At 31.6% G+C, this 15,252-nt stretch carries 10 protein-coding genes; 4 read left to right on the top strand and 6 right to left on the bottom strand.

Annotation, left to right across the window (positions count from 1 at the left end):
- Positions 1–274 precede the first annotated feature (274 nt).
- The 5 genes from Q0935_RS00705 to ychF all read right to left on the bottom strand — a co-directional run bounded on the left by Q0935_RS00705 (position 275) and on the right by ychF (position 7,787).
- The gene (locus Q0935_RS00705; RefSeq protein ID WP_299381497.1) at positions 275–3,010 is read right to left on the bottom strand and encodes a DNA gyrase/topoisomerase IV subunit A; all 2,736 of its coding nucleotides are present in this window, start codon (positions 3,008–3,010) and stop codon (positions 275–277) included.
- A gap of 74 nt (positions 3,011–3,084) precedes the next feature.
- A complete protein-coding gene (locus Q0935_RS00700) occupies positions 3,085–3,261 on the bottom strand; it encodes a hypothetical protein (RefSeq protein WP_299248188.1) in 177 nt (58 codons plus the stop codon).
- Positions 3,262–3,273: 12 nt separating this feature from the next.
- Entirely contained in the window at positions 3,274–5,130 is a 1,857-nt protein-coding gene (locus tag Q0935_RS00695; protein WP_299248194.1) for a DNA topoisomerase IV subunit B, read from the bottom strand.
- A 137-nt stretch (positions 5,131–5,267) separates the two neighbouring features.
- Entirely contained in the window at positions 5,268–6,683 is a 1,416-nt protein-coding gene (locus Q0935_RS00690; protein WP_299381494.1) for a hypothetical protein, read from the bottom strand.
- A 9-nt stretch (positions 6,684–6,692) separates the two neighbouring features.
- Positions 6,693–7,787 (bottom strand): redox-regulated ATPase YchF, encoded by a 1,095-nt coding sequence (gene ychF / locus Q0935_RS00685; protein WP_299381492.1) that lies wholly within the window; start codon positions 7,785–7,787, stop codon positions 6,693–6,695.
- Positions 7,788–7,993: 206 nt separating this feature from the next.
- Here ychF and Q0935_RS00680 point away from each other — a divergent pair, with 206 nt between their 5' ends.
- Positions 7,994–10,882: a TonB-dependent receptor gene (locus Q0935_RS00680; RefSeq protein ID WP_299381489.1), complete on the top strand. Its 2,889-nt coding sequence runs from the start codon at positions 7,994–7,996 to the stop codon at positions 10,880–10,882.
- Positions 10,883–11,070: 188 nt separating this feature from the next.
- Positions 11,071–12,198, top strand: a complete 1,128-nt coding sequence (locus Q0935_RS00675) for a carboxypeptidase-like regulatory domain-containing protein (protein WP_299381486.1) — start codon at positions 11,071–11,073, stop codon at positions 12,196–12,198.
- 69 nt (positions 12,199–12,267) lie between these two features.
- On the opposite strand, the gene Q0935_RS00670 is transcribed toward Q0935_RS00675, so the two are convergent.
- Positions 12,268–12,621: a 4Fe-4S dicluster domain-containing protein gene (locus Q0935_RS00670; RefSeq protein ID WP_299248210.1), complete on the bottom strand. Its 354-nt coding sequence runs from the start codon at positions 12,619–12,621 to the stop codon at positions 12,268–12,270.
- Between the two features lie 76 nt (positions 12,622–12,697).
- Between Q0935_RS00670 and Q0935_RS00665 the strand changes: the two genes are divergently transcribed.
- Together Q0935_RS00665 and serC are read left to right on the top strand one after the other, a co-directional pair.
- Positions 12,698–13,756: an acyl-CoA reductase gene (locus Q0935_RS00665; RefSeq protein WP_299381483.1), complete on the top strand. Its 1,059-nt coding sequence runs from the start codon at positions 12,698–12,700 to the stop codon at positions 13,754–13,756.
- Between the two features lie 418 nt (positions 13,757–14,174).
- Positions 14,175–15,236 (top strand): 3-phosphoserine/phosphohydroxythreonine transaminase, encoded by a 1,062-nt coding sequence (gene serC / locus Q0935_RS00660; RefSeq protein WP_299248255.1) that lies wholly within the window; start codon positions 14,175–14,177, stop codon positions 15,234–15,236.
- Positions 15,237–15,252 lie beyond the last annotated feature (16 nt).

Genomic DNA, 15,252 nt, shown 5'->3' with positions numbered 1-15,252 from the left:
TGTAAACCCTAAATTATAATAGTAAAAATATTCGTGTTGATTTTTGACTTCATATATAAAATAATGAAGTAGCAACATAACTAACATAACAGAAACACCAACAGCCGCAGTATTTCCCAAAAGAGCAATCGGGATTGAAATTATATAAGAAGTAAAAAATATTTTCTTCTGAAATAAAAGTATGTTTTTTAAAAGTCTCAGATTAAGTGTTTTAATAATTATTTAAAAATAATTATCACAAAACTAAAGAATCAAAAAATTAAGTTAATTCTACTTAAAACAATGACGTTTGATCCTTTCCATCTTCAAGGTTTTCTTTTTTCTTTTGTATTGCTCTTTCTAATGCCTTTTTCGCCTTCTCCTCCTTACTAACAAATTCTTTAGCAGGTTTCTCAACTTCTACAACAGGAACATCTATAGATAAAGTATTCTCTACCACGACCTCATCTACAACATCAATAACCTCTACAGAAACTTCCTCAGGCTCATCATAAGGCAAAGGCTCTAACAAGTTCACCTGGTTAATCTTATGCTTAGTCAACTGGTTTCCAAGAGCCGTAATACCTTTTACAGAAATAAATTCTTCTATATTTATTTCTTCATTCTCTCTTCTGTCTTTACCTCTTTCTTTAACAAAAACAATCTCAGCCATAGGTTTCCAATCTGTAGAAACAATTTCTAATTGAGATTTCTCATGCTCAGTAATAAAGCTTTCTTCACGACTTTCGTTCTCGATAACAAAACGTTTAACGTAGTGCTTTTCTTTTTCACCATCAAAGTAAACAGCAGAAATTGGTTTTTTAGGAATCCATTTTTCCATGACTATCATGTCGTCATCAAAATGAAGCGTAACCTCTGGTGTTACTGTTTTTACAATTCCTTTTTGATTGATGATTAACAATTTATCTTCACCTCTAAACTCACCAACAAGCTCACCTCTACCGTCAACATTTAAACGTTGAACAGTTTCGTCGAACCATATTTTACGTGGCTTAAGTGTAGAGACACCTTTCTCTTTTAATTCTATTTTTTTTATAGGATACTTAGTAACTACGTTACCTTTAGATGCGCGACCTTTTATTAAAATATCGGCAAAATCGATATCCCATTTTAATTTTTTAACACTACCAACCTGTCTTAAAAGTACACTTATTACCTCTGCTTCTCCATTTGGATTTGCAGAAAAATACCAAAGTTTAGAGCTTTTTGTTCCGTTGGTTAAGTCGTATTCTTTATCTCTAGTAATAGAAGTTACTGCAAAACGTTTTATGTATGATGCACCTTTACTACCATCACGATAAATCATATTATAAATAGTACGCTTATCTTTTTTCTTAAAAACAGCAACGTGTATAATATCTTTACCAATAAAGGTTTTAGAATCTACTTTAGTTACCATCATTTTTCCGTCTCCAGTAAATGCTATAATATCGTCAATATCACTACAATCACCAATATACTCGTCGCGACGTAAAGAAGTACCAACAAAACCTTCTTCTCTATTTACATAAAGTTTAGTGTTTCTAATAATTACTTTAGTAGCATCTACATCTCCAAAAGTTCTTATTTCAGTTTTACGCTCTCTACCTTCTCCATATTCCTTTTTTAATCTTGTAAAGTATGCAATTGCATAATCGATTAAATTTGCTAAATGATGTTTTACTTCTGCTATTTGATCTTCTAAAGCATCAATTTTTTGTTGCGCTTTATCTATATCAAATTTCGAGATACGTTTAATTCGTATTTCAGTTAAACGAGTAATATCCTCTACGGTTATAGCGCGTTTTAAATGTTTTATATGTGGTTGAAGTCCTTTATCGATAGCAGTAATTACACCATCCCAAGTTTCCTCTTCTTCAATATCGCGATAGATTCTATTCTCTATAAAAATACGTTCTAAACTCGCAAAGTGCCATTGTTCTTCAAACTCTCCAAGTTTTATTTCTAGTTCTTGTTTTAAAAGCTGAACAGTATTATCTGTACTCCTACGAAGCATTTCTGTTACACCTACAAATAATGGCTTGTTATCTTCAATTACACAACCTAATGGTGAAATTGAACTTTCGCAACTTGTAAATGCAAATAATGCATCTATAGTTTTATCTGGTGATAATCCAGATGGTAAATGAATTAATATTTCAACTTCGGCAGCTGTATTGTCTTCAATTTTTTTAATCTTAATCTTTCCCTTATCGTTCGCTTTTAAAACCGAATCGATAAGTGACGATGTTGTTGTACCAAAAGGAATCTCGGTAATAGCCAATGTGTTTTTGTCTATTTGAGAAATTTTAGCACGAACACGTACCTTTCCTCCTCTTAAACCATCGTTATAGTTTGAAAAATCTGCGATTCCCGCAGTTGGAAAATCTGGAAGAATAGTAAAACGTTTTCCTTGTAAATGCTTTATTGAAGCATCTATTAACTCTATAAAATTGTGAGGTAATATTTTTGTAGATAAACCTACCGCAATTCCTTCACCACCTTGCGCTAACAATAATGGAAACATTACTGGTAAATTTATTGGTTCCTTACGTCTACCATCGTAACTCTGTTGCCAATCGGTAATTTTAGGATTAAAAACAACATCTAAACCAAATTTAGAAATTCGTGCTTCGATATAACGAGAAGCTGCTGCTCTATCTCCTGTTAATATATTTCCCCAGTTTCCTTGAGTATCTATTAATAAATCTTTCTGACCAATTTGAACCATAGCATCTGCAATACTTGCATCACCATGTGGATGATACTGCATGGTGTGACCGACAATATTTGCTACTTTATTGTAACGCCCATCATCTAAATCCTTCATAGAATGCATGATACGACGCTGCACAGGTTTAAAACCATCTTCTATAGCTGGTACTGCACGTTCTAAGATAACATACGAAGCATAATCCAGAAACCACTCTTTATACATTCCAGTAATTCTGGTAATGGTTTCTTTTGGCTCTTGGCTTTCTAAATTTTCGTTAGTTATGTTTTCTAAATCGTCGTTTTGGTCTTCTGTCATATTTCTATTATTCCTGTATTAGCAGAAATATATTCTTTTTTATGAATTCTAGTTTTCACTAGAATAACAAACAATTATTTATCTTTTAAAGCACTTTTGTAATCGTAAATACTTTTAGCTAAACCTCCAACTGAGATTAATGCTGCTGCATAGTACATTGTATTGCTCTTTACTTGTAAATCGTTTGTATAAATTTTATAAATCCAATAACATATTAGCGCAAGCCAACCTACTATTTTAAATATTCTCATCTTTTATCTACTTTAAGATTCTTCAATTACATCTAACTCAACCTTAAGATTATCGATAATAAACTCTTGCCTTGTTGGTGTATTTTTACCCATATAGAAAGATAATAGTTCTTCAATAGACATATTATCGTCTAACATCACTGGATCCAATCTAATATCCTCACCAATAAAATGCACAAACTCGTCTGGTGAAATCTCTCCAAGTCCCTTAAATCGGGTAATTTCTGGCTTTGGCTTTAATTTATCGATTGCATCACGCCTTTCATCTTCAGAATAACAATAAATTGTTTCCTTTTTATTTCTAACCCTAAACAAAGGAGTTTGTAAAATATAAAGGTGTCCTTCTTTTATAACCTCAGGAAAAAACTGAAGAAAAAATGTAATTAATAACAAGCGAATGTGCATACCATCTACATCGGCATCGGTTGCTATTACTACATTATTATATCTTAAATCCTCTAAAGACTCTTCAATATTAAGAGCCGCTTGCAATAAGTTAAACTCTTCGTTTTCATATACAATTTTCTTTGTAAGTCCGTAACAATTTAAAGGCTTTCCTTTTAAACTAAAAACGGCTTGCGTGTTTACATCACGAGATTTTGTAATACTACCGGATGCTGAGTCTCCCTCTGTAATAAATAAAGTTGATTCTAAATTTCTAGGGTTTTTAGCATCTCCAAAATGCACACGACAATCGCGTAATTTTTTATTGTGTAAACTTGCTTTTTTAGCTCTGTCTTTTGCTAATTTTCTAATACCTGATAATTCTTTACGCTCGCGTTCTGCTTGTAGAATTTTACGTTGAATTTTATCTGCTGTATCTGGATTTTTATGTAAATAATTATCTAAATACGTTTTTAAGAAATCATTAATATAAGTTCTTACGGTTGGCAATTCGCCACCCATATCTGTAGAACCTAATTTTGTTTTTGTCTGACTCTCGAAAACAGGTTCCATTACTTTAATTGCAATGGCAGATACAATAGATTTTCTAATATCTGATGCATCGTACTGTTTACCGTAAAAATCGCGAATGGTTTTTACAACAGCTTCTCTAAATGCTGTTAAGTGTGTTCCACCTTGCGTAGTATTTTGTCCGTTAACAAAACTATTATACTCTTCGCTATATTGCGTTTTACTATGCGTTATTGCAACTTCAATATCATCACCACGAAGATGAATAATTGGATAAAGTAAATCTGATTCTGCTATTTTTTCGGCTAATAAATCTTTTAAACCGTTTTCACTAAAATATTTTTCGCCATTAAAAACTATTGTTAAACCTGGATTTAGGTACACATAGTTTTTAAGCATTTTTACAATATACTCTGGACGGTATTTGTAATTTTTAAAGATAATTTCATCTGGAACGAAAGATACTTTTGTTCCTTTTCTTCTGCTAGTTTCTTCTAAAAACTCTTCATCAACAAGGTTTCCTTGCTCAAAATCTGCAGATGCACTTTTACCATCTCGAGAAGATTCTACTCTAAAATAAGATGACAAAGCATTTACCGCTTTCGTACCAACACCGTTTAAACCTACCGATTTTTTAAAGGCTTTAGAATCGTACTTTCCTCCGGTGTTCATTTTAGACACTACATCTACAACCTTACCAAGTGGAATACCACGACCGTAATCACGAACAATTACTTTAGTACCTTGAACCGAAATCTCAATAGTTTTACCAGCACCCATAACATACTCATCTATAGAGTTATCGAGCACCTCTTTTAATAGGATGTAAATACCATCGTCTGGCGAAGAACCATCACCAAGCTTACCAATATACATTCCTGGTCGCATACGGATATGTTCTTTCCAGTCGAGCGAGCGTATATTATCTTCGGTATATTTAGTTTCTTCAGACATAGATTTGAGTAAAATTTCGTGATAGAATGCTAATATAATACAACATAGCAAAAAATGAAACACTGCATTGATAAATTAATTAACAATGTTTTATAATAAGTCTTTTTTGCTTTAAAAACTTGTTTTTTGGGGTAATTTTATGGCCTTTTATACAAAGAAACAAATACACCTAATTGAGAATACTCTTTAATAAGTTTCCAATTATTCCTGACATGATTTAACTCTTTGTCTTTTGTGTAGTTTTCTATATTCGAAAGTAAGATATATTCATTTGTAGTAATATCGAAAGTAGAATATCGCTTAGCAACTTCTACTGTTTTCAACTCTGAATAAAAACGTTCATTCAACCTTATTCTTGTTCCAATTTTCGCTTTATCAATACCATGAGAAGTTATAAAATCTTCCATTTTAGATTCTACTTTATAATAGTTTATATAAGCTAACGAACTATCCCAAGATTGAGATATTGTAGCAGGATAAACCCAAAAATGTCCAGAGATAAAAAACACAGCAATTAGACTATAAATAATTGCTCTTTTATTGGCTAAATATCTATTCACCAAATTGATTAACAACACAATAGACAGCATATGACAAATCATAAAATACCTGTCTCCAATTGGGTTAGAAAACGGTATCATACCTGCTAATAAAACAAAAACAAGGATTAAAAAAGCTAATAATAATCTATCAATCTCCTTATTCTTGTTGTTTTTTCGCTCTTTAAGATACTTAATAAGTAAAGGCAATAAAATTATATATATTATAAACCTACCATATTCTAAGAAACACTTTAAAACTACAATAGTATTTATAATTATTTGATTAAAATCAACAGATTGCCTATGATCATTATACCCTTCATTTAAGCTAATAATAAACCAACCTAATTTTTGATACTGTAGTGCGCAAAAAACAGAAAACAATAGAACAGATACCAAATAACCGAAGTACATTGACTTCTTGACTTCTATTAATTTATATTTTAAATATGCAAAATGAATTAACAATATGGCAAGCACAATATACATTCCTCTAAGGTTTGTAAACAGCAAACCTGTAACAGCAAACGTAAAGAAAAATAGCTTGTTTTTTATTAAGGAATTTATGGCTAATAGCGTAAAAAACAACAATAACATGTCGTTATTCAAACTCGTAGTTTGAGCTATAAAAGTAGGCTCTAAACAAACCAAAAAGACTAAAAATGGAGATATTACTTTAGCAAAATTAGTCTTACATAGTAAAACTAATTGCCACACGGCTCCTATATTAACTAATAATAATAGAAGCCTTGAAGACCATAGCGCTTTTTGAAAAACAGTCCAAAAAGCAGCCAATAACAATATCCATAGTGGTGGATGCCCAGAATTTATGTTCGTTGGAACAATCCATTCAGTAAAATTAGAATTATAAATCCAACTTGCCCTTACAGATTTACTGATACCATCCCAAAAAAAAGGTAAGTCTTTTAATAATACAAATTGAAAAACTAAAATAGTTACCAAAAAAAATAGTACTTGCTTGTAGCTTATTTTTTTTATAAAGTCTAACATTAAAGTAAGTTACACATTAAACAAGAAATGCATTACATCTCCATCTTTAACAACGTAAGTTTTACCTTCTACTTTCATTTTACCAGCTTCTTTCACTTTAGCTTCACTCCCATGCTCTACATAGTCGTTATAACCAATAACTTCTGCACGAATAAAACCTTTTTCGAAATCTGTATGAATTACACCAGCTGCTTGTGGCGCCGTTGATCCAATATTAATTGTCCAAGCACGCACTTCTTTTACACCTGCAGTAAAATATGTTTGTAGGTTTAATAATTTGTATGCTGAACGAATTAATTTAGCCGAACCTGGCTCGTCTAAACCAATATCTGATAAAAACATTTGACGTTCCTCGTAATCATCTAACTCAGTAATATCTGCTTCAGTTCCAACGGCTAGTACCAAAACCTCAGCACCTTCATCTTTAACCGCTTCTCTTACTCTATCTACATATTCGTTTCCATTAACTGCCGCTCCTTCATCTACATTACAAACATATAATACTGGCTTGTCTGTAATTAACTGAGAGGGTTTTACAAATTCTTTATCTTCATCTTCTGTAAACTCTATAGCACGAACAGAAATTCCGGCTTCTAAACCTCCTTTAAGCTTTAAAAGTACAGCTTCTTCTTTCTGTGCTTCTTTATTACCTGTTTTTGCAGCACGCTTAACTTTATCAAGCTTCTTCTCTACTGTATCTAAATCTTTTAATTGTAATTCGATATCAATAGTTTCTTTATCACTTATAGGATCCACTTTCCCATCTACATGCACAATATTATCGTTATCGAAACAACGTAATACGTGTAAAATAGCATCTGTTTCTCTAATATTAGCTAAGAATTGGTTACCTAAACCTTCACCTTTACTTGCTCCTTTTACCAAACCTGCAATATCAACAATCTCTACAGTTGCTGGCAAAACACGTTCAGGGTTTACTAATTCCTCTAATTTTTGAAGTCTTGGATCTGGTACATTTACCACACCTATATTAGGCTCTATTGTACAAAATGGAAAGTTTGCACTTTGCGCCTTTGCATTAGATAAACAATTAAATAACGTTGATTTCCCTACGTTTGGTAAGCCTACAATTCCTGCTTTCATATATACGAATTTTTAAAGCTGCAAATATACTATACTTAATTATTAAAATACAATTTGAATCACTCAATATTATTTTCATTTTTTTAAGTATTTTTCTAATGAAAACTATTTTTTTTTCTTAAAAAATTAACATTTATTTAATAATTTAATCATTTTGTGAATTCTTTAACATAATTTAGCAGTACTAATCATTAAAAATAAAAAAAATGAAAAAACTAAGTTTTTTATTATCCCTCCTTATGTGCACAGCATTTGCTTTTGCACAACAGACAGTTTCGGGTACAGTATCAGATTCGAATGAATCTGCTCTACCAGGTGTTAATGTTGTGGAAAAAGGAACATCTAATGGAACAGCTACCGATTTTGACGGTAACTACTCTTTAAATGTTAGTGAATCTGCAACATTAGTATTTAGCTCAGTTGGCTACAACAAACAAGAAGTAGCAGTAGATGGCAAGTCTGTAATCAACCTTACAATGGTTGATGGTGAAGCGTTAGACGAAGTCGTTCTTGTAGGATCGCGTACAGCTCCTAGAAGTAGTGTTGATACAGCATTACCAATTGATGTCGTAGGTGTTAAAGAACTTACCTCTACGGGTCAAGCTTCTTTTGATAAAGCTTTACAATACAGAATACCATCTTTTAACACGGTACAAACACCTGTAAATGATGCAACTTCACTTTTAGATCCTTATGAAATTAGAAATATGGGACCTAGTAGAACATTAATTCTTATTAATGGTAAACGTAAAAACCTAAGTGCATTATTGTACACACAAACCTCTCCTGGTCGTGGAGAAACTGGTGCAGATATTTCTGCAATACCAACAGACGCGATTAAAAGAGTTGAAATATTACGTGACGGTGCTTCTGCTCAATACGGATCTGATGCGATTGCTGGTGTAATGAATATTATATTAAAAGACGATGTAAATAATGGCTCTGCTACTTTAAGAACTGGAATGACATCTGAAGGCGATGGAGAAACGATAGGTTTCTCTGTAAACAATGGTACTACTATTGGTGACGATAAAGGTTACATTAACTATACTATAGATTTATCTAAAACTAATTTAGCAAACAGACCTGGAACAGTAGATGGAGGAACATCTAATCTTGGACCAAATGGAGAACCATTAGAAGGCGGTGAATATGCCGATTTTGTTTATGTTGATCCAACTAATCCTGATAACTATGTAAATGGAGCTACTGAAGCTTCTATTACTGCAGATAATGCAGCAGGAGCTGCACAAATAGATGAGTATTTAGGTCGTAATCCTGATGCTGACAATGTAAATGGATCTCCTGAAAATGCATCTTCTAAATTTTTAATTAATGGTGGTTTTGATGTTGCAGATAATACTGAATTGTATTTTAATGCAGCTTATGTTTACAAAAAGGTTAATAGTTTTGCAAATAATAGAACGCCATATTGGAGATCTGTTGATGCAGATCCTTATTTAGCAGATTTTTTCCCTGGTAACAACCCAAATACTGCTGGTGGTTACGATGGTTACACTCCTACTTTTGAAGGTTTATTAAATGATTATAATGGTACTATTGGTGTAAAAACAAAAATTGACGATTGGAATGTAGATTTAAGTTATACAACTGGTGGAAACACGCAAACTTATACTGTTAGTAATTCTCATAACAGAAATGATGTATTTGCTCCTAGTTTCAATCCAGATACTGGTGAATTTGAGCCTACAGAATTATATAGAGAGAATAGTCAGCAATCATTCGACCCAGGTGGAACAAAATTTACTCATAACGTAGGAAATATTGATATTTCTAGAATACTATCTGATAAAATAAGTGTTGGTTTTGGTGCTGAGTTTAGAAATGAAACTTTCGAAGTTATTGAAGGTGAATTAGCATCTTATGATGGTGGTGGAGCAGATTCATTTTCTGGTAATGCACCTCAAAACTCTGGAAAATTTAACCGTTACAACATTGGTGGTTATTTCTCTTTAGATTACGATGTAAGTGACGCTTTTTTATTAAGTGGTACAGTTAGAACAGAAAACTATTCAGATTTTGGGAACACATTTGTTTACAAACTTAGTTCTCGTTACAAACTAACAGAAAATTTAACAGCTAGAGCATCTATTTCTTCAGGGTTTAGAGCGCCAACGCTTCACCAAATCTATACTCAAAAAGCACAATATAGCTTTACTCCTGGATCAGGTATTCAAGTTGGAGGTTTAATTAATAATGTTTCAACACAAGCTAAATTACTAGGTATTCCAGAATTAGATGCTGAAACTTCAAATAACTTTACAATAGGATTTGGAGGAAAGTTAGCTGACAACCTAACATTTACTATAGATTATTATAGTATTAGTGTAGAAGATCGTATTGTTTTAGGTTCTGAAATAACAGGTACTGCATTTGATGATAATGGAAATAACATTGGAACAACTCCATTAGATGATATTTTAAGAGACAACAATTTAAACGATGTAAGTTTCTTCTCTAACGCAATAGACACTAGAACATCTGGAATTGATGTTGTTTTAAGTAAGAAAAACATTTCTTTAGGAGAAGGTGATTTAGATCTTAACCTTTCTGGAAACTATACTATTAAAAACGAAAGAGATGGAGCGGTTAAAGATATTCCTTTAGTAGCAAATGCAGGACAATCTGTTGTAAATGCTACTCAAGAAGCTTTATTTTTTACATCTAGACCAGAAACAAAATGGATTCTTGGCGCTAACTACGATATTAATAAATTCGGGTTCTCTTTAAACAATACTTACTTTGGTAAAACTACTTTTAAACAACAAGGTTTAAGTAATGATTTACGTACAGAGTTTATTCCTAAAATTGTTACAGACTTAGCTGTTAATTATAATGCTACAGAAAAATTAACAATCTCTTTAAACGTAAACAACCTTCTTAATGTATTACCAGAATGGGAATTTAAAGCAGAAAATACAGATGGTGCAGCTATATTAGCTGATGCTGCTGCAACAAGAAACCAATCTAATTTAATTACTTTTAACCAACGTTATTCTCAAATGACTTACGATGGTTCTCATTTTAGCCAATTAGGTACAATGTTTAATTTATCTATAAACTACAAGTTTTAATTAAAAACTAAGTTCATAATTTAAAAATGCTACTCCTAGCCGAGTAGCATTTTTTTATTTAATAATTTTAATTAAAAAACAATAAAAAACACATGTATAAAACTGACAAATAGAGAGTTGAAATAAAAAAACGGTAGGGATTTTGACATTAAAGTTGTTATATTTATATATCACTAAAACCAACCATTATGAAATCAATTATTTTATCAGCATTATTACTATTATTTGTTTTCTCTTGTTCTGAAGACGAAAAACCAAGCCCAACTCCTGAAAGCATAAATGTTTCTGGAAGATTACTCGCTCCTAACAATCTAGATCCTATTGTAAATGCAAAAGTTACAGCATTACACAATAATATAATTACATATGAAACCACAACAGATGCTCAAGGTAATTTTCAATTATCTCTTGAAAAAGGTGATTATAATTTAAATCTAGCTAAAGGATTATTTACTACCGAAAAACAAATTACGGTTGAAGAAGAAACAACTTTAGAAAATTATAAAATTGAAACACTTCCTAGCATTGGAGTAATTACAGGAAGTTTCGACAATATTGAAAGCGTTTTATATGGTATTGGTTTAGTAAACCCTATTACTGAACAACCTCTATTCGATATAATAGATGGTATTACTACAAACAAAAATACGTCTTTAGACAACTTAGAGCATGCACACGGAGCTAACAAAAGCTCTAGCCAAATGAAAAACCCAATATTAGATCCCAACGTAAACTTCTCTTATACAGATTTAATGTCCGACCCTACTCTTTTAGCTTCTTACGATGTTTTATTTATTAATTGCAGTAGCCATTCAGAAAATCCTACATACGAACAAAACTTAATGGATTATGTTAATAATGGAGGCTTTTTATATGTTACAGATTGGTCTTCTAGCCTATTAAATACCATAACAAACAACGATACTAATTATTTATCTTTCTACACACCTAGACGAAGCGGACAATCCCTAACAACTACTGCTACCATTTTAGATGGTAATTTAAGTGCTTGGTTATCGTTAAACTTTGGAATATCTGTTAATGATGTTGTGGAAATTGATGAATTCTTATACGCTTGGCAAGTTGTAGATTCTTATGATCCTGCTACAACTATCTCATGGATTAATGGTGAAGTAGATTATAATGATGCTACTTCTACAACTATTACAGAAAACAAAGATTTAGCTTTTACGTTCCTATTGGGGCAAGGTGCTGTTTTTTATTCTTCGTTTCATACTGAAAATCAAGAATTCGATTTCACTACAACAGATAGAATAATGGAATATTTAGTTTTTGAAATGACTGACATTGATTAACATAAAATAAAAAAAAGCCGAGCATTTTAAATGTTCGGCTTTTTTTTATTAGTATAGATTAATAATCTATTATCCATCAGGATGCATAAACTTCTGCTTTCCTAACAATACTTCTTCAGTTTCAACGTGATCATCATCAGGCACACAACAATCCACAGGACAAACTGCAGCACATTGTGGCTCTTCATGAAACCCAACACACTCTGTACATTTATCTGGAACTATGTAATAAATTTCATCACTAATAGGTTCTTGCGCTTCATCTGCATCCACAGCTTTACCATCTGTAAGTACAATATTACCGTCTAAACTTGTTCCATCTTTATATCTCCAATCGTCAGCACCTTCATAAATTGCAGTATTCGGGCATTCTGGCTCGCATGCTCCACAATTTATACATTCGTCTGTTATAATAATTGCCATAGTAGTTTTTTTATTTAGTTTGCGTAAATTTGCAATTGCAAAAATAAAGCCAAAACCATTCATAACCAAATACAGAATGACTTTAGAACAAAGAATTAACGCTTTCTCAAAATTAGGAACATTTATTAGTCAATTTTCTTCGGAAACATTCCAAGAACAAGATAACATTCCACACAATGAATTGTTTTTCGAGGGCTTTAAGCATCAAATAAAATTAGCACAGGAAAATAATGGATGGTTTACAAAAGCCAATATTATATTTTCTCTTAATGGTTGGGTTAACTCGTTAACAAAAAACCAATTAACAAAATGGACTTCATACTATAACTTTACAGAAAACACCTCTCAAAATGTTGCCATTATTATGGCTGGAAATATTCCTTTGGTTGGTTTTCACGATTTTATTTCTGTTTTAATTTCAGGACATTCGGTTTTAGTAAAACAATCGTCTAACGATAAGCATTTGTTACCTTTCCTAGCAAAATATCTAGAACATGTAGAGCCTGGTTTTAAAGGAAAAATAAAGTTTACAGAAGCTAAGATGGAAAACTTCGATGCCGTTATTGCTACAGGAAGTTCTAATACAGCTCGTTATTTTGAATATTATTTTAAAGACAAACCTTCTATAATTAGAAAAAATAGAAATTCAGTTGCTGTTTTAACTGGAAACGAAACTCACGAAGAACTTGAAAATCTATCTGAAGATATCTTTAGGTACTACGGTTTAGGATGTAGAAACGTTTCTAAGCTATTCTTACCAAAAGATTATAATTTCGACGCTTTTTTTAAAGCTATGTACAAATGGAATCCTATTATAAACGAATCTAAATATGCTAATAATTACGATTATAATAAGGCCGTTTATATAATGAGTGAGTTTGACATGCTTGAAAATGGTTTTCTTATGATTAAAGAAGACAAAAGCTTCTCCTCTCCAATAGCTACAGTATTTTACGAGTTTTATGAAAACACTAAAGCATTGCAAGATACACTAGAACAAGAAACAGAAAACATACAATGCATTGTAGCTAAGGATTTCACAGAAAATGAAATTAAATTCGGTAATACTCAAAAACCGGAACTTTGGGATTATGCAGATAATGTAGATACTATTACTTTTTTATTAAACTTATAGAAAGAAGAAACAGCTATATTAATACCTTTCAGTTTTAAGACTACTTTACTTTTGATTTAATTATTAAAATATTAGACCATTCTTTCAAAAGGAATATTTAACAAAACTTATAACACATTTAGTTTAACTTTTTGAACGGCGTATAGCTTAAGAACAAAACATACTCAATATCAAATCATTAAAACTAATATTACTAAGTTAAAAACTGTACTAAAAACAGTTTTTAACTTATGTTGCAGTATTAATATTGTTCTTTTGCGAAAAATTAAACATTAACATTTGTTAAAATTATCGCTAATAAATTATCATATTAATAACAGAAAACAATTCAATATTTAGCACCTTTGTATTCTTGTTATTCAAATCATTTTTAACAGAAATGAAAAATTAATTCATCCTGAAATAAATTCAGCATACCATGAAAAGACACAATTTTAGCGCAGGACCTTGCGTATTACCTAAAGAAGTAATTTTAAAAGCTTCGGAAGCATTATTAGATTTCGATAACGGATTATCTTTAATTGAAATATCGCATAGAAGTAAACCTTTTGTTGATGTAATGGAAAAAGCTAGAGCTTTAGCTTTGGAGCTGTTAGGCTTAGAAGGTAAAGGGTACAAAGCTTTATTTTTACAAGGTGGAGCAAGTACACAGTTTTTAATGGTTGCTCTTAATTTATTAGAAAAACGTGCAGGATATTTAAATACAGGTGCATGGAGTGATAAAGCGATTAAAGAAGCTAAAATTTATGACGATGTTTACGAAGTAGCTTCATCTAAAAATGCTAATTATAATTACATTCCTAAAGGATACGATGTCCCTTCAGATTACGACTACTTTCACTGTACTTCAAACAATACTATTTTTGGAACACAAATGAAAAGTTTTCCAAAAGTAGATATACCATTAGTTTGCGATATGAGTAGTGATATTTTCTCTCGTACATTAGACTTTTCTCAATTTGATTTAATTTATGCTGGAGCTCAAAAAAATATGGGACCTGCAGGAACAACTTTAGTTGTTATTAAAGAAGATATTCTAGGTAAAGTATCTCGTAAAATGCCATCTATGATGGATTACAAAGTACATATCGATAAAGGCAGTATGTTTAATACTCCTCCAGTATTTGCAGTATATACTTCTATGTTAACTATGCAATGGTTAAAAGACTTAGGTGGTATAAAAGCTATAGAAAAAGAAAACGAAAAGAAAGCAATTGTAATGTATTCTGAAATAGATTTAAATCCTCTATTTAAAGGATTTGCTGCCAAAGAAGACCGCTCTAAAATGAATGCTACTTTTACGTTAGAGAATGAAAACCTTAAAGAAACCTTCGATGCTATGTGTAAAGAAGGCGGTATTAACGGTATTAATGGTCATAGAAGTGTTGGTGGTTATAGAGCATCAATGTACAATGCTTTATCACTAGACAGCGTAAAAGTATTAGTAGAGATCATGAGTGAATTAGAGAGTAAAGCTTAAAACAGTTGGTAGTGAG

The organism is uncultured Lacinutrix sp. (assembly GCF_947500605.1).
GTDB lineage: Bacteria > Bacteroidota > Bacteroidia > Flavobacteriales > Flavobacteriaceae > Lacinutrix.
Note: the sequence above shows the minus strand (reverse complement) of the source record. Positions and strands in the feature narration are given on the sequence as shown.